Below are 23,038 nucleotides of genomic sequence, written 5' to 3' on the forward strand. Positions count from 1 at the left end.
TTACAGCATGGATTTATGCTGATTTGAAATTAAGATGTTAATATATAGGGTTTTATAAATCCAGACTGAAACAGGGTTTTTTTTAAAAAAAATTCGATCATCGGCTTTTTGATCGTTTATCCGGTTGTATTCCTGCAGACACCTTTTTGCGAACTTTCTTTTCGATCAATCAGCGCATTGCTATATCATTCTTCATCCAGTTTCTGGAATTTATATTGATCTCTTATGTGGGCATTAAAATATCTTCCTTTTGATCCTGAGGCTTTTAATAGCTTATAAACTTTTTCAGGAACATTTTTGTAGAGGTAAACCATATCAGTCGTAAATACGATTTTCAATGTAGCGGTAGCTTTTTCATAACTAAAATATTTAATTACTGATGATGGCATAACCCTATGCTTTATAAAAATTAAATAGCTGCATTGCCAATGGTTTAATCGTTTTTAAGTTCCGATTCTTCTTTAGCCACCTTTATTTTTTCTTTTTTGAGATCAATTCTGATGATGTTGTATAAGCTCATGTATACGTTTGCCATCCAAACGATGGAGAAAAATGCAATAAGGTAACCACGCCAACCGGGGTAAATTAAAGTAAACTTGGTAACTAGCAATAAAATGGCGGTAACGTAATGGCTAAAGCAAAATTCGCAGGTAAAAACATAAAAGAATTTCCTTTTAATGAGTTTGTTGCAATTTTTCGAACGGTCTACGCAAAATTCCCGTATTTCTTTAAAAATTTCTTCCTTGGTAACAGTCCAGGCTGCACAGGCAACGGGCAGGGCCATTATAAATAGATAATAAATGTGTGTTTCCATAACAATCAGATCCGGGTATAAGTACAACCTTAAAGCCCTGAAAATGTTTAATTAAGCGAGAAACATTTTAAGTATATTTATGTTAGTTCATTATCTAATCAATATTGTTATGGAAAGATCAGAGATTATATCGCTGTTGGAAGTTATCAATCAACAGGTTAGTTCGTCAATTTTGGGTGGAATGGAAGAAGAATATGAAGAACTGGAAAGTATGGGACTGATTAAAATTAATCGCGAATCGGTACAATGGTCGGCCGCAATGACACCCGCCGGAAATGCTTATTTAGGGCATGATTAATTGCCTGGTATGAATAGTCATGTTTAATTCCTTTCGGAGATAAATTGCTGATATTATGGGGAATGAACGGTTAAAATTTCTGTATTAAATTAAACGCACAGATTTTTTATTCCGCTAAGGTTCAATCGAAATGAATTAACTGAGTATTGTCGCTGTTTTAAGCATTACGACTAAAGTCTGACTGATTTATTTCCGGAATTCTAGTAGATTTGCGGTAAGTTTAGAGGTGTGCCCAAAGAATAAACGGCGCATTTTATTCCGCAGCTATGAACGATTTACAACTCAGAACAGTAAATGTTACCCGATATGTTACGCCTTTGCGTGAAGGAGGATCGATGCCTGCCATTGCGGAGGCCGACGATAATTTCCTGTATGTTCTTAAATTTAGGGGTGCCGGCCAAGGCACCCGGGCGCTGATTGCAGAGCTGATAGGGGGTGAGATTGCCCGAATACTGGGGTTGCGTGTACCAGAATTGGTTTTTGCCAATCTTGATGAGGCTTTTGGAAGAACTGAACCTGATGAAGAAATCCAGGATTTGTTAAAATCAAGCGTTGGCTTAAATTTAGCATTACACTACCTTTCGGGCGCCATTACCTTCGATCCGACGGTAACTACGGTTGATGCCCGGCTGGCTTCACAGATTGTGTGGTTAGATTGCTTTTTAACCAATATGGACCGTACCTGCCGCAATACCAATATGTTGATCTGGCATAAAGAGCTCTGGTTGATTGATCATGGGGCATCCCTGTACTTTCATCATTCCTGGCAAAACTGGCAGGAACAGGCTATTAAGCCTTTCTTTTTAGTGAAAGACCATGTTTTATTACGATGGGCTACTGAGCTTGAAAGCGTTCATGATGAATTTACTAAAATGCTCACACCCGAAAAAATAGCGGCGGTAATCAATTTAATTCCGGATGATTGGTTGGAAAGTGAAACAACCTTCGAAACCAAAGAAGATTATCGTAAAGCTTATATTTATTTCCTTTCCGAAAGGTTATCACATTCAGACATCTTTTTAAAAGAAGCACAGCATGCAAGGGAAGTTCTTATTTGAGTATGCTGTAATTCGCGTGATGCCCAGGGTAGAACGCGAAGAATTTATCAATGTGGGGATCATTTTGTTTTGTGCAAAGCAGAAGTTTTTAAAAAGTATTTTTGCTTTAGATGAAAACAGGATCAAAGCTTTTTCTGCTGATATTGATGTTTCGGAACTGAAAGCGAACCTAACCGCATTCGAGCGGATCAGCGTTGGGGCAGAAGGATCGGGCCCAATTGGCCTGTACGACCAGGCCTCGCGTTTCAGGTGGCTTACGGCAACCAGGAGCACCGTGGTACAATGCTCAAAAGTACACCCGGGTTTTTGTGACGATGCCGAAGAAACTTTATTAAGGTTGCACCGGGAACTGGTTTTGTAATAAGCCGTTTCCTGTTATCCAAACAATACAATAATTTAACCATCTAACCTTGTCAAAAGAATATTTTAAAAGGCTTCAGGACCTGCTTAACACCGAGCGGGAAGAAGATTTACAATCCTATTTAAAACTTACTGAAAATACTTCTGCAGCAGATAGGAGGGCTTTGGGTTTAACCTGGTACCCGATTGCAATCAGGAGCACAGAAGTTGGCCGTGGTGATTATTTAACTGTGGAGCTGGAAAGAACAACCCATCAGGATTTTTCTCATCAGTTCCGTTTTGGTTCTGCTGTAGTGTTATTTTCCAACCACGATGCTAAAGAAAACCGTTTAGAAGGAATTATAACACACCAGGCTGGGAACAGGATGAAAATCAGCTTTCGTGTTGATGAATTACCGGATTGGACCGGAAATGGCAAACTCGGGGTAGATCTACTTTTTGATAATAACAGTTATGATGAAATGCAGCGTGCACTTCAACAGGCGGCACATCTGGCCGAAAACGAATCGGAAAATAAACTGATCCGTATTTTAACAAAAGGAGAAAAGCCTTCATTTCAGGGGGAGGAAAAATTTATTATTCCCAATACACTGAACGACTCGCAGCAATTGGCCGTGAATAAAATTATTGCTGCCGATCATTTGGCTGTAGTACATGGTCCTCCTGGAACAGGAAAAACCACTACGCTGGTACATGCCATAAAATCGCTGACGAAACATCATGATCAAAAAATATTGGTTGTTGCGCCCAGTAATACCGCTGTTGATTTACTCACAGAGAAGTTAGCTGCTGAGGGATTAAAAGTAATCCGTGTAGGTAACCCGGCAAGGGTTTCTGAAAAGTTAATGGCAGCGACGCTCGATCATCAGATGGCCGGTCATCCGGAGATGAAAACCGTTAAAGCCTTAAAAAAACAGGCAGGTGAGTATAAAAGCATGGCGCACAAATATAAGCGGAGTTTTGGCAAAGCGGAGCGCGACCAACGCAAGGCATTGTTTGATGAAGCACATAAAATTGGAAAAGAAGTAGAGCGAACCGAGCAGTACATTATGGATAACCTGTTTACCAAAGCACAGGTTATTACGGCTACTTTGGTAGGAGCGAACCATTATACTGTCAGAAACTTAAAATACAATACCATTGTTATCGACGAAGCAGGGCAAGCTTTGGAACCAGCATGCTGGATACCGATTTTAAAGGCACAGAAAGTAATATTAGCCGGGGATCATTTCCAACTTTCTCCAACCATAAAATCAACTGAAGCGGCCAGAAACGGCTTAAGTAATACATTACTGGAAAAAGCGGTAAATCTTCATCCGGAATCGGTTGTATTATTAACTGAGCAATACAGGATGAATGCAGCTATTATGGGCTATTCATCCCAGGTATTTTATAAAAATGAATTAAAAGCCCATCAATCTGTTGCAAATCATCTGTTGTTTACCGGCGATCAACCGATTCAGTTTATCGATACCGCAGGTTGCAGTTACGATGAAAAATTAGACGGCACCAGTACTACCAACCCTGATGAAGCAGCGTTTTTGATTAAACATTTAACTCATCTGGTTACAGGTTTGTCAGATCAAACCTTAACTGGAAGCTTTCCGTCTGTTGCTATTGTTTCTCCATATAAACAGCAGGTTCAGATTTTAAATGACTTGGTTCAGGAAAATGAAATTTTAATTCCATATCGAAATAAAATCGCGGTGAATACCATTGATAGCTTTCAGGGACAGGAACGGGAGGTGGTTTACATCAGCCTGACCAGAAGTAATGGCGATGGAAGTATAGGTTTTTTATCTGATACGAGAAGAATGAATGTAGCCATGACCAGGGCCAGGAAAAAGCTGGTTGTGATCGGGGATAGTGCTACATTATCGAAATCCAGTTTTTATGCTGAGTTTATCCGGTATACAGAGCAACTGAATGCTTACCACAGTGCCTGGGAATTTACAGACTTATATCCATAAAGGTGTTGCATTGTGGTTCTCAGCAGGAAAGTCATTAAAGGTGTTTATTGTTCAACCTTTTCAGCTTTCTTTTCCTCTTCAAGTTTGCCTGATATACTTGCACCGGCAATTAACAGTTCGTGTGTAATGGTTTTAGTATATTCTGTAATTTCAGATTTAAAATCCTTTACCGATGATCCGGAACGAATTTCTTCCAACCTTTTTTCCCATTGTCCGGTAAGTTCGGCCTGCGCGATTTTTTTATCTTTTACTACTTCGTAAACAGCCAAACCTTTATTAGTAGGTACAAGATTTCTCTTTTCCCTTGTGATATATTCTCTGGTAATTAACGTTTCTATAATAGACGCCCGTGTGGCCGGAGTGCCTAGGCCGCTATCTTTCATTGCATAACGCAGCTCTTCATCTTCAATCTCCTTCCCGCAGGTTTCGAGTGCTTTTAACAGTGATGCCTCGTTATACATAGGCTTTGGTTTGGTCTGCTTTTCCAGAAGTGATTTTTCGGTGATAGGCAACTGTTCGCCAACCGCAATTTTCGGTAGTGCGGCATTATCTTCGTCTTTTTTATCATCTTCGGGATCATTAAAAACAGCTCGCCAACCTGCAGATCGGATTACTGTTCCATTGGCTACAAAGGTAACACCCGATTGTATGGTGATTTTAGTAAGCTCTTTTAAGCATTCCTGGTGAAATGCTTCAATCATGCGACCAACAACCATATCATAAACCGCCTGTTTATCCGCACTTAAGCCATATGCCTGTTCGCCGGTAGGTAAAATAGCATGGTGATCGGTTACTTTTTTGGCATTAACACTTCGTTTATTTAATGCAACGGTTTGCAGAAACTGTGCTTGTTTTCCAAAATCAGGATGACCGGTAAATTTTGCAATCAGATCCGGAACGCCGGCAAAAATATCGTCGCCAATATAGCGCGAACCGGTACGGGGATAAGAAACCAATTTACTCTCGTACAGGTTTTGTAGGATACTAAGTGTTTGATCGGCAGTGTATCCTTTTTTCTTATTGGCTTCCTGTTGCAAACTACTCAAATCATGCAGGAGCGGCGGAGGTTCTTTTCTTGGTTTAGCTTCAACCGCCGTAATATTGCCTCCGGCCGGGAAACCCGAAGCTACATCCTCAACCAGTACAAATAACTTTTCTGCTTCTTCCTTTTCTTTATAATTAGCGGTTGATATGGCCTTAAAAACCTGTTCATCTTTGGAAAGTAAGATGCTGATCTGATAGTAAGTTTGAGGAACGAAATTTTTAATCTCCAAAAAACGGGCACAGATCATAGCCAGGGTAGGTGTTTGTACCCGCCCCAACGAAAGAACAGTTCTGTTGCCGGCAGAAATACTCAGTGCCTGTGTAGCATTCATTCCTACCAACCAATCGGATTCTGAACGACAGTGGGCCGAATTAAACAAGGTATCGTAATCTGTACCCGGTTTTAGGTTTCTGAAGCCGTCTTTTATCGCCTCGTCGGTTTGTGAGGAGATCCAAAGGCGTTTAAAAGGCTTTTTGCATTTGAGGTAATAGTAAATATACCTAAAGATCAATTCGCCCTCACGTCCCGCATCTGTTGCTACAATAATTTCTGTAGCCTCATCGAAAAGCTTTTTGATGGTATCCAGCTGTTTCCTCACCGCCGGATCTTCCACAAAACCATCTTTGGTTTTGATTTTTCTTACCGCGAGTTTAAATTTTTGGGGCAGCATGGGTAAATGCTGTTTCCGCCAGCCGATAAAGCCATAATCCTGTGGTGGTGCCAATTGTAACAAATGCCCAAATGCCCAGGTAAAAGAATATCCTTTACCTTCAATGTATCCATCTTTTCTGGTGGTTGCCCCGAAAACTTTGGCAAGCTCACGGCCAACAGAGGGCTTTTCTGCAATTACAATCTTCATGAATGGACTTATCTTTTCAACCCCAAAGATGATTAAAATATCGGCAACAGATTAAAAAAAATTACTCACAATGTATTTAATACCCGTTTTTGGTAAACAATTATCTGAAAATTTTGTCCATCATTTGGATCGGTAATTTTTATATCGAATTGATTAACAATTCAGTAATATATCCATCTAATGGTTACAATTTATTTCAATGAATGGATAAAATTTATGAATTGGCGGGAAATAAAATAAAAGTAGTGCTCGAGCCTCAATTAATCAGGGTATATGGTAATGCTCAACTTTGGGCTTACCTCAAGGGCAAAGCAGATAGGAGGTCTGAGCGGTCTGAGCTTTTGGTAAATACGATTAAAGCCGACTATGAACATCATTTTGGCCAGGCACTTGCTATTTCTAATGCTTCGTTAATAGTAGAAATACTGGTGCATATTTATTGCGATTACCTGGGTTTATCTTTCAACCGTATCGTGCCAATAAAATGGATTCGGAATGTGGTTAAAAAGCTGCTTAAAAGAGCCGAAGTAGTAGATTGCGGTGAAAAAAGTGTAGACAGCAACCGCTGGGTATGGGATTTGTTGGCAGGGAGTAAAGCCCTGTTTATCAGGATTCTTCCTGAAAACCTTAACGCCAGGAATATCAAACAGCATTAATCTAACTGCGCAGTGAACACCTGTTCCTGGTTTAAAACAACGCTGGCTGCCAGGCTTTCATTTAAAAATACCGAGTGGTATTGCTGGTCTGAATTATTGATAAAAAGCACTGTCCGGTCTGAAATGTTGTTGATCACCTGGTCGACCAGTTTTGCAGAAACTGCCGGACAACCCTGGCTTCTACCCAGCCTGCCCAACTGATCGATAGTTTCCTGACTTACGTAACTTGCTCCATGTACCACAATTGATCTTTCTCTGGCATTGCTGTTAAACCCCTGGTCCATACCATCCAATTTGAGCGAACGGCCGTGTTTACCGCTATAAATTTCGCCGGTTAAATAGAAGCCTAAACTACTTTGATTGGAATTTATCGTGTTGGAAAAAGATGAAGGTTTATCGCCACCACTGTTCTGGCCATGTGCCACCCAGGTGTTCATTAATAGTTTCTTACTGGCCAGGTCGATGATATAAAGCCGCTTTTTACAGCTTTCCTGATCAAAATCGGCTATGGTTAAAATGGATTTAGCATGGAGTAAACCAGAATATTTCATGTTGTAAAATCCGGTTAATGCCTTTTCGAAAACCTGTTCACTTAATCCGGCAGAATCTAAACGCACCTGACGATAAATGGTTGAAATGTATCGGTTATACAGGCTGTCTGCAGCAATGGCCTTAACTGCTTCTTGTTGTGTACGTGGAAGCTCCGTAGCTTTCCAGCTTGTTCCGACAATGCTTATACCCACCAAAAAAAACGTAGCAATGCCCAGGATGTATTTCTTCATTCAGTATACTTTGGCTTAATATTGAGTTATTTATACGGTTGTTTAGCCCAGATGTTGCCTATGTTTATTTCGAAATCCCGAAAATGGGACTTGTTTTACATGCTCATGACCTAAATGCCAGTTATAGAGCTGTTAAGAATGTGAATTTGTGATTATTCAGAGAATTGAGCTAACAAAGTCTTTTATTTAGTGTTATCATTTAAATTCCAACCTATGAAAGTTTTATTAACAGGTGCAAATGGCTATATCGGTACCCGATTAATTCCACTTCTACTGGAAGAAAAACATGAAGTTATTTGTATGGTCAGGGATAAGCGGAGGTTCATTTCCGAATCTGAATTAAGTGATCAGGTAAAGATAATTACCGGCGATTTGCTTAAAGCCGAAAGCTTAACTGAAATTCCCGAAGATATAGATGCCGCTTATTACCTCGTACATTCCATGTCATCCAGCCAAACCGGATTTTCAGATATGGAAAAAACTTCTTCTGAAAATTTTTCAGAAGTCATTAAAAAAACAAATTGCAAACAGCTTATTTATTTAACGGGCATAGCAAACGATGAACATTTATCGAGGCATTTAGGATCAAGGTTAGCCGTTGAAGAAGAGCTTAAATTATCAGGAAAAGCCTGCACCATTTTGCGGGCGGCCATTATTATTGGTTCAGGGAGCGCCTCATTTGAGATTATACGCGATTTAACTGAGAAAATACCTTTTATGATTACGCCCAAATGGGTAGAAACACGCTGTCAGCCAATTGGTATACGCGATGTTTTGGCTTATCTCATCGGTGTGCTGCACAATGATAAAGCTTATAATCAAACTTTTGATATCGGTGGACCTGATATTTTAACTTATCGTGAAATGCTTTTGGGGTATGCCAAAGAGCGGGGATTGAAAAGATGGATCGTCACCGTACCCGTATTAACACCAAGGTTATCTTCTTTATGGCTAAACATGATTACAGCTGTACCATATTCGCTTGCCAGAAGTTTGGTAGATAGCATGAAAAACGAAGTGATATGTAAAGATAACCGCATACAGGAAGTAGTTCCCCGTAATTGTTTAAGCTATGCAGAATGCCTGCACCTGGCTTTTGAAAAAATTGATCAGAATTCTATTGTTTCGAGCTGGAAAGATGCTTTGAACCGTGGTTATCTCCATTCGAATTTTATGGACCAGATTAAGGTTCCGCAAAACGGAACCCTGGAGTATAAAGTTAAAATGCCTTTTGAACGCAAAGCGGAAGAAGTATTTGATAATATTTGGAGCATTGGGGGCAATAGGGGCTGGTATTTTATGGATTGGCTTTGGCATTTGCGTGGGTTTTTAGACAAAATGTTTGGTGGGGTAGGAACGCGAAGGGGTAGAACCAGCAACACTGATCTGCAGGCAGGTGATGTGCTGGACTTTTGGCGGGTCTTGCTGGCCGATAAAAAAGCGAAAAGGCTGCTGCTTTATGCAGAAATGAAAGTACCTGGAGAGGCCTGGCTGGAACTTAAATTAATCGAATTTCGAGGAAAAGCCTTTCTGTCTCAGATTGCCACATTCAGGCCGAAGGGTTTATGGGGCAGGATATATTGGTATGCCATGTGGCCTTTTCATATTGTCCTTTTTAAAGGTATGGCTAAAGAGATTACCACCTATAAACCCAAATAATTAAATCTATTTTGCTATTTTTGCAGCAAAAAAGTAGATAAATGCCCAACGAGGAAAATGATTACTCTTTCTGGACCAAGTACAAGCGATTTGCATCAACCGAGATTTTAATGTACCTGATCATGATTATCGGTATTGGCCTCGGAATTATTTTTTTAAGCTGAGGGCAAGTTTTAAATAATCAGCCTCATTGATGTCGTTAATAAATTTAGAAAAGTCGGCATATTTTTCAGCAGGAAACGTTCCGTCATTTAAAACTAACTTTCTATAATACGTTAGTTTTTTGCCTTCCAAAGATGTTTTACAAACATACTGCCCAAAATCACTTTTAAATTTTTTATCCTGTTCCATAATTAAGGCCGTATCTACATTATCAGGCAGCATGTAAACGATGGTATCTTCATCAGTATAACCCCGGTTAATGTAAACGGGAAGATTCCTGTTTCTTATTTCAGGGATTGATCGTTTTATGTTAAACGCATTAAGCTGTAAAAACATCTTATTTCCGTTAACTGGCGCATAATTACGGATATTGACGACGATATCTTCCGTTAATGTAGGGGATAGATCTTTTTTCTGTGCTAAAGATACTGTTCCGAAATCGATGTTATCAATGTTATATGCTTTCTTTAATAACTGATGCTGCTCGGTTGTTGATTTACCAATCAGCGATTCCTGATTTTCATACTGTGAACCAGCATAAACGGTATTCATTTTTCCAGAGACGCTCCCGTCTAAATGAAGGGTTAAATCGGCCTTACGTACCTGTAAATTTTCAGCAGTTGTAAGCTTGGGAGTATGCAGTAGTTTTCCTCCGTCAGCTGTACAGGCCAGTACCAGCCTATCGTCGGTAAAATCGCTTAAAAAACCAAACGGAATCTTTTGGCTGGTGCATTCTAACCAGGTGGTATCGCCCTTTAGTGGCATGCAAAGGATAACATGATTGCCCTGCGCCATACTGGCGTATGTTGGATCTATGCTTTTCTTTTCCGAACCTGCAGATACCACACAGTAATACGCCTCTATATCTGCTGCACCAAGCAGGCTCTGCATATAATTTACCAAAGCTTTACAATCGCCATAACCCAGCCGGTCTACTTCGCTGGCTGCAATGGGCTGAAAACCACCAATACCAATTTGTACACTAACATACCTTGTTTTGTCCTGTAAATACTGATAAATTTTACGCGCTTTGTCTTTCTCTGTTTTTTCGTTTTTTACCAGGTTTTTGACCATTTCTACAGTGGCAGGAGGTAAGGTTTTGCGGGCTGACAACAAATCGTCATATATCCATTTACCCAATTCTTTCCAGTTGCTATAACTCCCTTTATGGTTGTAATAATAAAACTCTTGCGGCGTAATTTGGATATGGGTAGCATAAGTTTCATGTGCCGGACTATAAGGTTCAGTTCTAACGGCCTGGATATTGTTTACTTTCCAGGTTGTTTTTTTCTGCTTGTCATCCGTAAATATTTCAGGCGCCTCGCTATAATTTTGGGTTTTTATTCTTACCTGGTCTGTCGGTTTGCAAATAAAGGTATAAGTACTTTTCTCTACTGAAACATCGGCTGCCGGTTTGGGGCTCCAATCGGGTATAATGAGGTTTTGCTTATTTCTAATTTCATAATTGTAAACCACCGTGTAGGGATATTGGTTTACCGATGGCAGATAGTGTTTTACACGGCTATCAACAAAAAGTGAAAACCCATCGGCGGCACTCATGTCGGAAAAATCATTTTGCGAGAATTTATTGGTGAGTTTACCTACACTGTTGTAAACTTCTCCTTTTATGCCTTTAATGGAAACGGTTTTATCATAGTAGATTACCAAACGGGCTTCGTCCTCTCCGTTTTGGTTAAATACCGTAATCGCCTTTTTAACATTGAGGATTACATTATCGTACGATCGCATATCAATCGTTGTTTCTTCATTTCTGATACAGGCATTGGCCCTGTTACGGAGGCCGGATGGAATTAAATCGACATCATAATTGTCTTGTGCCAAACTGATAGCAGAAACCAAAAGCAAAGAAAACACTGTGAATAAGAATCTCATTTAATTTGCCTTTTTTAGTAAAAGTTCTGTTTTTTGGTTTTGTATAATCTTGCTATAGAATTCTTTTAGGTAAGGATATTCTTCCGGTTGATAAATAGCATTATTAAACTGTAAAACCTGATTCATTGAAATGGTATTTTCATCCATGCCGGTTTGCAACAGATATTTTCCACCGGCGTTGGGTAAAGCAATAGCAAGATCTTTAGGTTTTTCCAGCAATTGGTATTTTTCGGGCAAAATTACATTGATCACAATTCGCTCCTCAGATGCTGCACCCAGATCAACAGGGTAGGTACGGACGTTTAAATTAAACGGGTTTTTGGAAATCGTGTTGATAAAAAACGGGCTAAAATAAAACTGATCTTTATTGGTACCATCGTTTATGCTAAACTCCACGTCATATTTTTCTGTTAAAGAATTTTCTACACTATCCAGGTTCGAAATCTGATGGTTCAGTATCTTAATTCTGGTTAAGCGCTCATCCAGTTTTTCTACATACTCATCAGGAGAATTGTACCTGAGAATCTCTTTACGTTTGCTGTAGGCTGCGTAACCCATGGTATGGGTAGTTAATGTGCCGATAATTTTTCCGTCGGTTGTCATTTTTCCGGTCAGGATATAACTGCTGCTTGTTTTCTGACTTGCCTTTAAATCGATCCAGTAAGATGGTTTTTTTAAATTAATTACCCTTCCCTGATCGTTAATACAACGCAGGGGTAGCAAGCCGAAGGGCAACAGTGGTTCTGTTGCATCCAATAAATAACTTTTATCGGCAATATTTACCTTGGCAATGAGGTAATTAAAATCACTCATTACCGGATAAAGTTTGTTTACGGTTCCATTATCGCGGGTAGAAAGTATAACGGCTTCAGCATCCAAACCAGCTGCAGAAAGTGCTGCAATTAAGCTCAGGTTAATATCTGCCACATTGCCTGATCTGTTCTCGAGTGCCTTTTTAATGTTATCTTCTGAGTATTTTCCGTAATAATTATTCCATTTGATCTGTTTCTTGATGTAGTTATAAATGGATTTTGCTTTGTCTAAATCTGTTGAACTTCCCTTGGTGATTGTTGGAATGAGGTCTTTAAAAACATCTTTCCTTTTCATCTGGTCGCCCAGTGTCTTGTAAGATGACAGTTCGTAATCAATATCCTTCCAAGTTTTGGTATAATACGTTTTGCTGCCATTTAAATTCTGGACATCCGAAAGCTCAAAATAAATAGCCGATTTGAAGTTACTGGGAGCAGTCATGTTATCTTCCTCAATAAATGCCGGGATATTTTTCATCATATAGTTGATTTTTGAGCAATCGATAGCTATCCCCGAAAGCCTTAAACATTCTTTGCTCAACTCTACTTTTTGATCGGTCAGTTTTTGAAATCCGCGCAACGAAACATTGTAATTGTAAATGCCCGGAATGTAAACCAGGTATTCACTGATCACTTTAGGAATATTGCTTTGAAATTCCCATGTTTTGAAATTAAATAAATTGGGAGATTTTAACCTATAGCTGTATTCTATTACCGACCCTTCGCTAAGGTTTGGAAGCGTAAATTTGGTGAGCCGGGTATATTTCGACCGGTTTTCGGTAAAAACAGCCTTTTTGTCCATCACTGTTTCTATAAAATTATTATCAACATAATTAAAAGTAGATGCTTTTAAATCGCTGATCGTTTCTTCGCGGGATTCGTCTTTATAGGTAGGAATAATGATATTGGCTTCCTTAAAGCCATCTTTATTGTAGATTTTAATTTTTACATGGTATTCAAAAATCAGTTCTAAGCTGCCGGTATTATCGTCTCGCTGGATCGATGCCGTACCAAATTCTTTTAAAACAATAGCATTGGCAGTACTGTCTAATTTTTTTCTGTCGAATTCATAATCGTCGTGGGTGATCGATCCAAAGGTAAAATCTTGAGCGTAAAGGTTTAGTGATAAAAACAGGAAGAATATTATGGATAATGCCTTATTCATTTGAGCGTATATAAATTGCCGCAATTTAGTCTTAGAAACCTGTATTCTAAAATAATTTTTGAATTAAAATTATAAATTAATAAAGCGGTTTTACAGAACTAATGAAACCTTTTTAGCACTTTTGAAAAAAAGAATCCGACATTCCGATTCAGATCTAAATGTCGCCAATCTCACATAATAAGAAATGAAATTAAATTTAAAACGCCCTTTAGCATTTTTTGATTTAGAAGCTACCGGAATTAATGTTGGAGCCGACAGGATCGTTGAAATAGCGATTTTAAAAGCCATGCCAGATGGTTCTGAGCTTGTTAAAACCTGGCGCATAAATCCTGAAATGCCTATTCCGTTACAAACTTCGCTAATACACGGTATTTACGATGAAGATGTTGCCAATGAGCCTACTTTTAAAGCCCTGGCAGCAGAAATTGCCGCTTTTATTGGAGAAAGTGACCTGGCCGGATACAATTCAAATAAATTTGATATTCCAATGCTCCTGGAAGAATTTTTAAGGGCAGAAGTGGATTTTGATATGAACAATCGCAAGTTTGTTGATGTACAGAATATTTTCCACCAAATGGAACAGCGTACCTTAAAAGCGGCATATAAATTCTATTGCCAGGAAGACCTGGTTAACGCACATAATGCAGAGGCAGATGTAATTGCAACCTATAAGGTTTTACTCGGGCAACTGGAAATGTACAAGGAAACGGAGTTCGAAAACAAACAGGGCGTAAAAAGTATTCCGGTTGTAAATGATGTAGATGCCTTACATGTATTTACCAATATCAACAAACCCGTAGATTTTGCCGGCCGCCTGGTATACAATGATCATGATGAGGTGTGCTTTAACTTTGGTAAGCACAAAGGTAAAACCACCGCTCAGGTATTTTCGGTAGAGCCTAGTTATTATGCATGGATGAAGAATGGCGATTTTCCATTGTACACGAAAAAGAAGTTAGATGAAGAGTGGGCGAAGTTCAATGCGAAGAAAAATGAGAGCAAGGTGGCAAAACCTCAACCCAATGCGCCGGCAAACAAACCTCAATATCAACGGAAACCCCAGCCGAAGCAGGAGGAACCAGCAAAGCCGATCAATTCAGATATGTTGGAACAATTGAAAATGAAGTTTGGTAAGTAAATAACTTGTTAGGCGGTTAATTGTTTAAACTGGTTAACTGATGTTAAACGCTATGCGCATTGCGCTAAGCCCTAAGCTCAAAAAATGAAATCTATAAAAATATTTGGTCTTTTATTGTGTGGAGCATTTTATGCGGATGCACAAACAATTTTACCGGTAGCTCCCGAATTTCAGAAAGCCTACCAGAAAGAAACCAGGAACACAAATGGTAAGCCTGGTAAGAATTACTGGCAGAATAGTTCAAAGTACGATTTAAATGTAGATTTTAATCCTGTAAGCAGGCTGCTGAAAGGAAAAGTACAGGTTACTTATAGCAACAACAGTCCGGATACTTTGAAAGAAATCTGGTTTAAGCTTTATCCTAATCTTTACAAAAAAGGGACACCAAGGAAAGCAAAGTTTGCAGAGTTAGACCTGGGCGATGGTGTGGCAATTGAAAAATTGATAGCCAACGGAAAGGCAGTAACTGACTTTAAGATTGACGGTACCAATATGACCGTTAATGTTCCGGCTGTTTTACCCGGAAAAACAATCAGTTTTTCTATTAATTACAGTTATACTTTAAATAAAGGGTCGCATATGCGTACTGGTCAGGTAGATGAGGGTTCTCATTTTGTGGCTTACTTCTTTCCGCGTATTGCAGTTTATGATGATATTGATGGCTGGAATAAATATCCTTACACCGGTGCCGAGGAGTTTTATAACGATTTCGATCAGTTTAATGCGGCCATTACCGTACCGGGCGATTATGGCGTTTGGGCAACCGGCGATTTGAAAAATCCCTCCGAGGTTTTTCAAAAAGATGTGGTGTCGAGAATGCTGGCTGCTGAAAAAAACAATAATGTTGTTGATGTGATTACGGATAAAGATCTGGCTGATAAAAAAGTAACACAACCCAATGCTTTCAATACTTTTAAGTTTGAAGCCAAAAATGTTACCGATTTTGTATTTGCCTTGAGCGATCATTACCTGTGGAAATCGAGCAGTTTGGTTGTTGATCCCAAAACGAAAAGAAGAACCCGCGTGGATGCGGTTTTTAATTCAAAACATAAAGATTATTACGAGGTAATCGATTTTGCCAGTAAAACGGTAGAAGCCATGAGTTATACTTTCCCGAAATGGCCTTTTCCGTATAACCACGAAACAATATTTGATGGTTTAGACCAGATGGAATACCCTATGATGGTGAACGACAACCCTGTTGATAACCGTACTGATGCCATTACCTTAACCGATCATGAAATTTTCCACACCATGTTTCCGTTTTACATGGGCATAAACGAAACCAAATATGGCTGGATGGATGAGGGCTGGGCAACTATTGGCGAGTGGCTTATCTCACCAATGATCGATTCTACCATCGTAGACGAGTATGGTGTTCAGCCTACTGCATCATCTTCAGGAGGCAAAGATGATACGCCGATTATGACCTTAACGCCAGATTTAAAAGGATCAGGCTCTTTTACCAACTCTTACCCTAAACCTGGTTTAGCTTATTTATATGTTAAAGATTACCTGGGGGATGAATTGTTTACCAAAGCTTTGCACACCTATATTCAAAACTGGAATGGTAAACACCCCATGCCCTATGATTTCTTTAATAGCATAAATGCAGGTAGTGGTAAAGATTTGAACTGGTTTTGGAAAGCCTGGTTTTTTGAAGATGGCGTAACCGATATGGCCATAAAAGCTGTTGATCAAACTTCAGGCGGTTATACGGTTACTGTAGAAAATAAGAGCATTAAGCCTTTACCTATCGATTTAACCCTGACTTATGAAGATGGTTCTGTTGAAAAGCGCCACAGTACGATCGGCATTTGGGAAAAAGGAGATAAACAGGTTAAAATAAATGTAAAAACGAGCAAAAAATTATCAAAGGTGGTGATGGGAGATCCGCATACACCCGATAAGGTGAAAAGCGATAATAGTTTTTCGGTAAAATAGGTTCGCCTAAGCAAGCCAGGTTGCGCTATAATTTGCTTAGTTCGGCCTGACTTGCTTAATACTGATAGTTTTGTTATGCTTCGTCATCCCGACTGTAGCAAAGCGAGGGGAGAGATCTTTAAATATAATATTGTCCCGGGTCTTCGACTCCGCTCAGACTGACATATTGATATGGATTTCTGGACCAGTTGCAGTTCGCCCGAAATGACGAAAATATTATTCAGGTTTCAAAAAATCGATATTTCTTTTCAAACCGGCAAATTTGGTGCGCTTCACTGCTGAGCCCTTAAAAACCTTTTTAAAAACATCATCCGTAATTTCGGTCAGGTCTTTTGCATTCAAGTCCAGCAATCCATTTACGGGCTTAAAGGCTTCCTCATCGTGTGCTTTAGAGAAACGGTTCCACGGGCAAACATCCTGGCAGATATCGCAACCGAACATCCAGTTGCTCATTTTATTTCTAAATTCTGCGGGAATTTCATTTTTGAGCTCAATAGTGAGGTAGGAGATACATTTTGTTCCATCTACAACCTGCGGTGCGATAATCGCATCGGTAGGGCATGCATCTAAACAGCGGGTGCAGGTTCCGCAGTAATCGGCATGGTATGGATGATCGTATTCCAGTTCCAAATCAACAATTAACTCAGCCAGGAAGAAAAAAGAACCAGCGGTTTTACTGATCAGGTTAGAATTTTTGCCTATCCAGCCGATACCCGATTTTTTCGCCCAGGCACGGTCTAAAACCGGAGCTGAATCTACAAATGCCCTTCCGGAAACCTCTCCGATATTTTCTTCTATAAAATGAGTGAGTTCCTTTAATTTTTCCTTGATTACGGTATGGTAGTCCTGTCCATAGGCATACTTTGAAATCTTCGGCGCATTGGGGTCTGACTGTTTTTCTTCGGTGTAATAGTTTAGCGACAAGGAAATTACTGATTTAGCCCCATCAACCAGCAGCCTGGGATCGAGTCGTTTATCAAAATAATTTTCCATGTATTTCATTTCGCCATGGTGATTTTGCATCAACCATTTTTCCAGCCTTGGCGCTTCTTCTTCAAGAAACTCGGCCTTTGAAATGCCACAGGCCATAAAACCCAAACGGAGGGCTTCATCTTTAATCAACTGGCTATATTTTGCAGAATTGTTATACACCGAAATGCAAAGATAAGGCTTATGATTTAAAACATTTTTATTAATCGCTTGTTCTGAATATGAAAACTAAATTAATTGATTATCGTTCTTCCCCACCAGGATTTACCGAAAAGGAGGGACTTATTAAAGATAAGATATGGAAAATACCGATCCACAACATACGGAATCAGGAGGAGCTCCTAAACCGATTGAAAAAGATTACGAAAGTCATAAAGAAGATCCGGGACCAGCCAAACCGGCAGTTACCGAAAAAGATGAGAACGGCGCCGGACAGGCCTTGAAATGGGTATTGCCCCTAGCGGTAATTATTGGCCTGGTGATATGGTTTTTGATGAGAAAATAATTAGCTTTAGATAAAAATGAAATGCCGGTACATTAATTTGACCGGCATTTCTTTATGGTACTTATTTTAAAAGTTTAACCTGGTAAAGATCTCTCCGCCTGTCTTTCATCACTTTTACTGTTCCATAATGATGCAGTTCTTCCAATAAATGCAGATCAACGTCTACTACCAGTACCATTTCGGTATTCGGCGTTGCCTCGGCTTTGATCGCATTGGTTGGAAAAGCAAAGTCGGATGGGGTAAAAACTGCAGATTGCGCAAACTGGATATCCATGTTATTGACCTTCGGCAAATTGCCCACACAGCCTGCAATGGCCACGTAACATTCGTTCTCTATGGCCCTTGCCTGTGCACAATGGCGAACGCGCGTATAACCGTTCTGGGTATCGGTTAAAAAGGGTACAAATAAAATTTGCATACCCTGCTCGGCATAAATACGGCTCAATTCAGGGAATTCTACATCATAGCAAATCAAAATACCTACTTTACCACAATCGGTATCGAAAACCTGTACTTTATCTCCACCAATCATACCGTAATATTTTTGCTCGTTGGGCGTAATGTGAATTTTCCTATATTCATCTATTTTCCCGGTGCGGTGACACAGGTAAGTGGCATTGTATAGTTTACCATCCTCAATAAGCGGCATGCTGCCGGTAATGATGTTGGTATTGTAGCTTAATGAATATTCGTGCATTTTCTGTACGATCTCTTCTGTTTTTTCAGCGAGCTTGCGCATAGCCTCAATTTCCGGTAAATGGTTATATGGCTGCAGCAGGGGCGTATTAAACAGCTCCGGGAACATGACGAAATCTGATTTGTAACCACTCAAAGCATCTACAAAAAATTCTACCTGTTCGTAAAAGGCCTCCATATTTGGGAATAACCTCATTTCCCATTGCACCAAGCCTAAACGGATGGTCATTGCCGATCGCGCTGAGGCATCAATGCCCTGGTAATAAATATTATTCCACTCAATGAGGGTGGCATATTCTTTCGATTCTTTATCCCCAGGTAAATAATTTTTTAATACTTTCCTGACGTGAAAATCATTAGAGATCTGGAAAGTGAGGGTAGGATCGTAAATTTCTTTAGCTTTTACTTTATCAATGTACTGTCTCGGGCTAAGCTGCTCTGCATATTGATGGTATCCCGGAATTCGGCCACCGGCTATGATGCTTTTTAAGTTTAAGCTTTCGCAAAGTTCTTTGCGCGCTTCATACAATCTTCTGCCTAAACGCAGGCCACGGAAATCAGGATGCACGAAAATTTCTATGCCATAAAGCGTATCGCCATTTGGATCGTGTGTGGTAAAAGAGTAGTCGCCAGTAATTAATTTATAGGTGTGCCGGTCTCCGTACTCATCATAGTTTACAATAATGGCAAGCGAGCAGGCCACAACTTTATCATCAACGGCAATGCAAAGTTGTCCTTCCGGGAAAATATTTAAAAGTTTTGCAATACTTGATTTTGGCCAGATGGAACCGCCCATGCTATCGTAGGCCTGTAACATTGATTCTTTAAGATCAGCATAATCTTCGAGCGTTAGTTTACGTAATTCAATATTCATACGGTTTGATTTGTATTTAATGAACACAGAAGTTACCTTAATGTTTTCCTTAAATCTGTTAAACAAGTTTTTCCAGATAGAGCTCGATATATATGTTTCTGGAATAAATTATTTAGATTTAAGCAATGACAGAAAACGAAGTATCTTATATTATTAGAGGAAGTATTTTTAATGTATATAATACACTTGGCCCAGGATTGCTTGAATCTGCTTATGAAGCTCCTTAAAATATGAAATAGAAAAAGCAGGTTTGTTTATAGAAAGACAGGTTTCTTTACCAATGCAGTACGAAGAAATCACTGTTGATGTAGGATATAGATTGGATCTTTTAGTAGAAAAAAAGGTTGTCATTGAATTAAAATCAGTTGAATTTGTTACGAACGTCCATCATAAACAATTACTTACCTATTTGAAGTTGTCAGGGTATAAATTGGGGTTATTAGTCAATTTTAATACCGATAATATTGCAGATAATATTTTCAGGAAAGCTTATCGGTTAGATCTTTAAATACCTTTTCATTTTTTCCCACAGATGTAGCAGATCAGGCGCGCAGATTAAAAAGATTTTTTGGATCTGTAGCCAACATATCAAATCTGTGATGATCTGTGTTTTTTATCTGAGTTAATCTGTGGGATAATATTTAATTAAAACAGTTTTCCTGCTTGTCCCGGATAATTTTTCTTTAAGTGTTTATAAGCCGCTTCGGTAACTTCGCGTCCACGTGAAGTGCGCATAATATAACCTTCCTGGATTAAAAATGGTTCATAAACCTCTTCTATAGTACCTTCATCTTCTCCAACGGCAGTTGCAATGGTTTTTAAACCAACCGGACCGCCCTTAAACTTGTCGATGATAGTAAGCAAAATTCTGTTATCCATTTCATCCAAGCCATGCTCATCTACATTCAATGCATCCAATGCATAACGGGCAATTTCGGTATCAATACTTCCATTTCCCTTAATTTGTGCGAAATCCCTTGTTCTCCGCAAAAGTGCATTGGCAATACGGGGTGTACCGCGGCTGCGGCGTGCTATTTCGTAAGCACCCTCATCGCTTATTGGAGTTTTTAATATTTCGGACGACCTTAAAACAATCGTTGTTAATAATTTAGCGTCGTAATAAGCTAAGCGCGCATTAATCCCAAAACGCGCCCTTAAAGGAGCGGTTAGCAAGCCAGAACGGGTGGTAGCGCCAACCAGCGTAAAAGGATTAAGCGATATCTGCACAGAACGGGCATTAGGGCCGGTTTCTAACATGATATCGATCTTAAAATCCTCCATGGCCGAATAGAGGTATTCTTCTACCAAAGGCGATAAACGGTGAATTTCATCAATAAAAAGAATATCGCCTTCGTCCAGTCCGGTTAACAAGCCGGCTAAATCGCCAGGTTTATCCAAAACAGGGCCTGAAGTTACCTTTATACCGGTGGCCATTTCATTAGCGATGATATGTGAGAGGGTAGTTTTGCCCAATCCCGGAGGACCATGCAAAAGCACGTGGTCTAAGGCTTCTCCACGGAGTTTTGCGGCCTGAACAAAAATCTTCAGGTTTTCCATCACTTTTTCCTGCCCTGTAAAGTCTTCAAAAGCCTGCGGCCTTAAAACCCGTTCGATATCACGATCGGTAGGGGTTAGGTTGCTTGCTTCAGGGTCCAGATGCTCATTCATACAGCAAATATAAAATTAAATGCTAAAAAAATTAGGAATTTTTAAATTTATCAGAAACCACAAGTTCTTTTGATCCCGGAGTATATTTATAAAAACCTTCGCCACTTTTGGCACCCTTTTTGCCTGCAGTAACCATATTTACCAATAAAGGACAAGGCGCATATTTAGGATTTCCAAAACCATCATGCAGCACCTTTAAAATTGCTAAACAAACATCGAGGCCTATAAAATCGGCTAATTGCAGCGGACCCATAGGATGGGCCATTCCCAGTTTCATTACCGTATCGATTTCATGAACACCTGCAACGCCTTCATATAAAGTATATATGGCTTCATTAATCATTGGCATTAAAATGCGGTTGGCTACAAAGCCAGGGTAATCATTTACTTCTACCGGTACTTTTTCTAAACTTTGCGAAAGCGACATAATTGTACCGGTTGTTTCATCACTCGTGGCATAACCCCTTATTACCTCAACCAATTTCATCACCGGAACCGGGTTCATAAAGTGCATGCCGATTACCTTATCACCTCTACCGGTTACGGAAGCAATCTGCGTAATGGAAATGGAGGAGGTATTGGAAGCCAGGATAGCATGTGCAGGTGCATACGCATCCAAATCCTTAAAAATATTTAGTTTTAAGTCTATATTCTCGGTAGCGGCTTCTACAATCAAATCGGCACTTTGAACGCCATCTTTTATTGAGGTATAGGTGGTGATGTGATTAAGAGTGGCCGCTTTCTGATCCTCCGTTAAGGTTCCTTTGGCAACCTGCCTGTCTAAATTTTTGGTAATGGTTTGTATTGCCTTATCCAATGCAGGCTGGTTGATATCAACCAGGTTTACTTTATAATTGAACTGTGCAAAAGTATGGGCGATGCCATTTCCCATGGTACCCGATCCTATAACTGCGATTTGTTTCATCTTTAGGCGATTAAAAAAGAGAATTTAATGGTAAACAATTAATTGAATAAAGATCTTGCGCTGTAGGTGATCTCTTTTAATTTTATAACAACCTTATGGTGCCAACCTGGTTTTGGTCCAGGTTCCTTTAACCTTTTCGAAATTTATCCGGTCGTGCAGCCGGCTGCTTCTGCCTTGCCAAAATTCTATCCGGGTAGGTTTAACGATATAACCGCCCCAATGTGCAGGTTTGGCTATACCTTTACCAGCACTTTCAGTTTTTAAAGCTTCAAATTTTTCCTCCAGAAATACCCTGTTTGGAATAACCTGACTCTGTGGAGAGGCTACCGCTCCGATCTGACTATCAACAGGTCTGGTATTGAAATATTCTTCGGAAGTTTCTTTATCCAGTTTTTCTACCGTTCCTTCAATTCTTACCTGTCTTTCCAGTTCGGGCCAGAAAAATACCAATGCTGCAAAAGGGTTCCGCTTCAGTTCTTTTCCTTTTGCACTCAGGTAATTCGTAAAGAACCTGAATCCATCTGTATCAACGCCTTTAAGTAACACGATACGGGCATCTGGCCGGCCGGCTTTATCTGCCGTAGCCAAAGTCATTACATTGGGCTCGTAGATCTGGGCGTCAACTGCATCCTGAAACCATTTCTGAAACTGGACAACCGGATCCTGGTCAACATCAGATTCGTCCAGTGAAGCGCTTTTGTAATCTTGGCGCAGGTTTTGTAGAAATTCATTTGTAACTTGCATTTAACAAAAATAGGCATCTTTTAC

The 23,038-nt window shown here is 39.7% G+C and carries 22 protein-coding genes; 11 read left to right on the forward strand and 11 right to left on the reverse strand.

The genetic code is table 11. The annotated features are described in order from the left end of the window. Positions 1 to 185: 185 nt before the first annotated feature. Positions 186 to 389: a KTSC domain-containing protein gene (locus GGQ60_RS03765; protein WP_183760040.1), complete on the reverse strand. Its 204-nt coding sequence runs from the start codon at positions 387 to 389 to the stop codon at positions 186 to 188. 44 nt (positions 390 to 433) lie between these two features. Then, entirely contained in the window at positions 434 to 814 is a 381-nt protein-coding gene (locus GGQ60_RS03770) for a hypothetical protein (RefSeq protein WP_183760041.1), read from the reverse strand. Between the two features lie 109 nt (positions 815 to 923). On the opposite strand from GGQ60_RS03770, the gene GGQ60_RS03775 reads away from it, so the two are divergent. The 4 genes from GGQ60_RS03775 (at position 924) to GGQ60_RS03790 (ending at position 4,500) form a co-directional block, all read left to right on the forward strand. After that, positions 924 to 1,112 carry a hypothetical protein gene (locus GGQ60_RS03775; RefSeq protein ID WP_183760042.1) on the forward strand — a complete coding sequence of 63 codons (189 nt, stop codon included), beginning with the start codon at positions 924 to 926 and terminating at the stop codon, positions 1,110 to 1,112. A 266-nt stretch (positions 1,113 to 1,378) separates the two neighbouring features. Then, entirely contained in the window at positions 1,379 to 2,170 is a 792-nt protein-coding gene (locus GGQ60_RS03780; protein ID WP_183760043.1) for a HipA family kinase, read from the forward strand. Continuing rightward, on the forward strand, positions 2,148 to 2,531 hold the full coding sequence (locus tag GGQ60_RS03785; protein WP_183760044.1) for a DUF3037 domain-containing protein: 384 nt from the start codon (positions 2,148 to 2,150) through the stop codon (positions 2,529 to 2,531). Before GGQ60_RS03780 ends, GGQ60_RS03785 begins: the two co-directional genes overlap by 23 nt. Positions 2,532 to 2,580: 49 nt before the next feature. Beyond that, positions 2,581 to 4,500, forward strand: a complete 1,920-nt coding sequence (locus GGQ60_RS03790) for an AAA domain-containing protein (RefSeq protein WP_183760045.1) — start codon at positions 2,581 to 2,583, stop codon at positions 4,498 to 4,500. A 44-nt stretch (positions 4,501 to 4,544) separates the two neighbouring features. Here GGQ60_RS03790 and GGQ60_RS03795 read toward each other — a convergent pair whose 3' ends face one another. Then, positions 4,545 to 6,404: a DNA topoisomerase 3 gene (locus tag GGQ60_RS03795; RefSeq protein ID WP_183760046.1), complete on the reverse strand. Its 1,860-nt coding sequence runs from the start codon at positions 6,402 to 6,404 to the stop codon at positions 4,545 to 4,547. Between the two features lie 203 nt (positions 6,405 to 6,607). Here GGQ60_RS03795 and GGQ60_RS03800 point away from each other — a divergent pair, with 203 nt between their 5' ends. Next, positions 6,608 to 7,060: a hypothetical protein gene (locus GGQ60_RS03800; RefSeq protein ID WP_183760047.1), complete on the forward strand. Its 453-nt coding sequence runs from the start codon at positions 6,608 to 6,610 to the stop codon at positions 7,058 to 7,060. Here the strand turns inward: GGQ60_RS03800 and GGQ60_RS03805 are convergent. Continuing rightward, a complete protein-coding gene (locus GGQ60_RS03805) occupies positions 7,057 to 7,842 on the reverse strand; it encodes a murein L,D-transpeptidase catalytic domain family protein (protein ID WP_183760048.1) in 786 nt (261 codons plus the stop codon). The genes GGQ60_RS03800 and GGQ60_RS03805 overlap by 4 nt on opposite strands. Positions 7,843 to 8,055: 213 nt before the next feature. Here GGQ60_RS03805 and GGQ60_RS03810 point away from each other — a divergent pair, with 213 nt between their 5' ends. Continuing rightward, positions 8,056 to 9,501, forward strand: coding sequence for an SDR family oxidoreductase (locus GGQ60_RS03810; RefSeq protein WP_183760049.1), 1,446 nt, complete (start codon positions 8,056 to 8,058; stop codon positions 9,499 to 9,501). A 147-nt stretch (positions 9,502 to 9,648) separates the two neighbouring features. Here GGQ60_RS03810 and GGQ60_RS03815 read toward each other — a convergent pair whose 3' ends face one another. Continuing rightward, a complete protein-coding gene (locus tag GGQ60_RS03815) occupies positions 9,649 to 11,556 on the reverse strand; it encodes a DUF3857 domain-containing transglutaminase family protein (protein WP_183760050.1) in 1,908 nt (635 codons plus the stop codon). Beyond that, positions 11,557 to 13,530, reverse strand: coding sequence for a transglutaminase family protein (locus tag GGQ60_RS03820; protein ID WP_183760051.1), 1,974 nt, complete (start codon positions 13,528 to 13,530; stop codon positions 11,557 to 11,559). A 184-nt stretch (positions 13,531 to 13,714) separates the two neighbouring features. On the opposite strand from GGQ60_RS03820, the gene GGQ60_RS03825 reads away from it, so the two are divergent. Next, positions 13,715 to 14,668, forward strand: a complete 954-nt coding sequence (locus GGQ60_RS03825; protein WP_183760052.1) for an exonuclease domain-containing protein — start codon at positions 13,715 to 13,717, stop codon at positions 14,666 to 14,668. A gap of 84 nt (positions 14,669 to 14,752) precedes the next feature. After that, positions 14,753 to 16,612, forward strand: coding sequence for a M1 family metallopeptidase (locus GGQ60_RS03830; protein ID WP_183760053.1), 1,860 nt, complete (start codon positions 14,753 to 14,755; stop codon positions 16,610 to 16,612). A 216-nt stretch (positions 16,613 to 16,828) separates the two neighbouring features. Here the strand turns inward: GGQ60_RS03830 and queG are convergent, their stop codons facing one another. Continuing rightward, positions 16,829 to 17,764: a tRNA epoxyqueuosine(34) reductase QueG gene (gene queG / locus GGQ60_RS03835; RefSeq protein ID WP_183760054.1), complete on the reverse strand. Its 936-nt coding sequence runs from the start codon at positions 17,762 to 17,764 to the stop codon at positions 16,829 to 16,831. A gap of 136 nt (positions 17,765 to 17,900) precedes the next feature. On the opposite strand from queG, the gene GGQ60_RS03840 reads away from it, so the two are divergent. Continuing rightward, positions 17,901 to 18,107 (forward strand): hypothetical protein, encoded by a 207-nt coding sequence (locus tag GGQ60_RS03840; protein WP_183760055.1) that lies wholly within the window; start codon positions 17,901 to 17,903, stop codon positions 18,105 to 18,107. A 61-nt stretch (positions 18,108 to 18,168) separates the two neighbouring features. On the opposite strand, the gene GGQ60_RS03845 is transcribed toward GGQ60_RS03840, so the two are convergent. Beyond that, complete coding sequence (locus GGQ60_RS03845; protein WP_183760056.1) at positions 18,169 to 19,677, reverse strand: bifunctional GNAT family N-acetyltransferase/carbon-nitrogen hydrolase family protein; 1,509 nt, start codon at positions 19,675 to 19,677, stop codon at positions 18,169 to 18,171. A gap of 125 nt (positions 19,678 to 19,802) precedes the next feature. Between GGQ60_RS03845 and GGQ60_RS23145 the strand changes: the two genes are divergently transcribed. Beyond that, positions 19,803 to 19,904, forward strand: coding sequence for a GxxExxY protein (locus GGQ60_RS23145; protein WP_260300577.1), 102 nt, complete (start codon positions 19,803 to 19,805; stop codon positions 19,902 to 19,904). A gap of 53 nt (positions 19,905 to 19,957) precedes the next feature. Next, positions 19,958 to 20,185 (forward strand): GxxExxY protein, encoded by a 228-nt coding sequence (locus tag GGQ60_RS23150; protein ID WP_260300578.1) that lies wholly within the window; start codon positions 19,958 to 19,960, stop codon positions 20,183 to 20,185. A 137-nt stretch (positions 20,186 to 20,322) separates the two neighbouring features. On the opposite strand, the gene ruvB is transcribed toward GGQ60_RS23150, so the two are convergent. From ruvB to pdxH, 3 genes are all read right to left on the reverse strand, one after another. Then, on the reverse strand, positions 20,323 to 21,345 hold the full coding sequence (gene ruvB, locus GGQ60_RS03855) for a Holliday junction branch migration DNA helicase RuvB (RefSeq protein WP_183760057.1): 1,023 nt from the start codon (positions 21,343 to 21,345) through the stop codon (positions 20,323 to 20,325). Positions 21,346 to 21,376: 31 nt separating this feature from the next. Next, positions 21,377 to 22,270, reverse strand: coding sequence for a 3-hydroxyacyl-CoA dehydrogenase family protein (locus GGQ60_RS03860; RefSeq protein WP_183760058.1), 894 nt, complete (start codon positions 22,268 to 22,270; stop codon positions 21,377 to 21,379). Positions 22,271 to 22,363: 93 nt separating this feature from the next. After that, positions 22,364 to 23,014 (reverse strand): pyridoxamine 5'-phosphate oxidase, encoded by a 651-nt coding sequence (gene pdxH, locus GGQ60_RS03865; RefSeq protein WP_183760060.1) that lies wholly within the window; start codon positions 23,012 to 23,014, stop codon positions 22,364 to 22,366. Positions 23,015 to 23,038 lie beyond the last annotated feature (24 nt).

The organism is Pedobacter zeae (genome assembly GCF_014196715.1).
GTDB lineage: Bacteria > Bacteroidota > Bacteroidia > Sphingobacteriales > Sphingobacteriaceae > Pedobacter > Pedobacter zeae.

Excerpts from the sequence above, each read along its gene's own strand:
- GGQ60_RS03765 (WP_183760040.1), bottom strand. The coding sequence starts at position 389 with ATGCCATCATCAGTAATTAAATATTTTAGTTATGAAAAAGCTACCGCT.
- GGQ60_RS03770 (WP_183760041.1), bottom strand. The coding sequence starts at position 814 with ATGGAAACACACATTTATTATCTATTTATAATGGCCCTGCCCGTTGCC.
- GGQ60_RS03775 (WP_183760042.1), top strand. The coding sequence starts at position 924 with ATGGAAAGATCAGAGATTATATCGCTGTTGGAAGTTATCAATCAACAG.
- GGQ60_RS03780 (WP_183760043.1), top strand. The coding sequence starts at position 1,379 with ATGAACGATTTACAACTCAGAACAGTAAATGTTACCCGATATGTTACG.
- GGQ60_RS03785 (WP_183760044.1), top strand. The coding sequence starts at position 2,148 with ATGCAAGGGAAGTTCTTATTTGAGTATGCTGTAATTCGCGTGATGCCC.
- GGQ60_RS03795 (WP_183760046.1), bottom strand. The coding sequence starts at position 6,404 with ATGAAGATTGTAATTGCAGAAAAGCCCTCTGTTGGCCGTGAGCTTGCC.
- GGQ60_RS03800 (WP_183760047.1), top strand. The coding sequence starts at position 6,608 with ATGGATAAAATTTATGAATTGGCGGGAAATAAAATAAAAGTAGTGCTC.
- GGQ60_RS03805 (WP_183760048.1), bottom strand. The coding sequence starts at position 7,842 with ATGAAGAAATACATCCTGGGCATTGCTACGTTTTTTTTGGTGGGTATA.
- GGQ60_RS03810 (WP_183760049.1), top strand. The coding sequence starts at position 8,056 with ATGAAAGTTTTATTAACAGGTGCAAATGGCTATATCGGTACCCGATTA.
- GGQ60_RS03815 (WP_183760050.1), bottom strand. The coding sequence starts at position 11,556 with ATGAGATTCTTATTCACAGTGTTTTCTTTGCTTTTGGTTTCTGCTATC.
- GGQ60_RS03820 (WP_183760051.1), bottom strand. The coding sequence starts at position 13,530 with ATGAATAAGGCATTATCCATAATATTCTTCCTGTTTTTATCACTAAAC.
- GGQ60_RS03825 (WP_183760052.1), top strand. The coding sequence starts at position 13,715 with ATGAAATTAAATTTAAAACGCCCTTTAGCATTTTTTGATTTAGAAGCT.
- GGQ60_RS03830 (WP_183760053.1), top strand. The coding sequence starts at position 14,753 with ATGAAATCTATAAAAATATTTGGTCTTTTATTGTGTGGAGCATTTTAT.
- GGQ60_RS03840 (WP_183760055.1), top strand. The coding sequence starts at position 17,901 with ATGGAAAATACCGATCCACAACATACGGAATCAGGAGGAGCTCCTAAA.
- GGQ60_RS03845 (WP_183760056.1), bottom strand. The coding sequence starts at position 19,677 with ATGAATATTGAATTACGTAAACTAACGCTCGAAGATTATGCTGATCTT.
- GGQ60_RS23145 (WP_260300577.1), top strand. The coding sequence starts at position 19,803 with ATGACAGAAAACGAAGTATCTTATATTATTAGAGGAAGTATTTTTAAT.
- GGQ60_RS23150 (WP_260300578.1), top strand. The coding sequence starts at position 19,958 with ATGCAGTACGAAGAAATCACTGTTGATGTAGGATATAGATTGGATCTT.
- ruvB (WP_183760057.1), bottom strand. The coding sequence starts at position 21,345 with ATGAATGAGCATCTGGACCCTGAAGCAAGCAACCTAACCCCTACCGAT.
- GGQ60_RS03860 (WP_183760058.1), bottom strand. The coding sequence starts at position 22,270 with ATGAAACAAATCGCAGTTATAGGATCGGGTACCATGGGAAATGGCATC.
- pdxH (WP_183760060.1), bottom strand. The coding sequence starts at position 23,014 with ATGCAAGTTACAAATGAATTTCTACAAAACCTGCGCCAAGATTACAAA.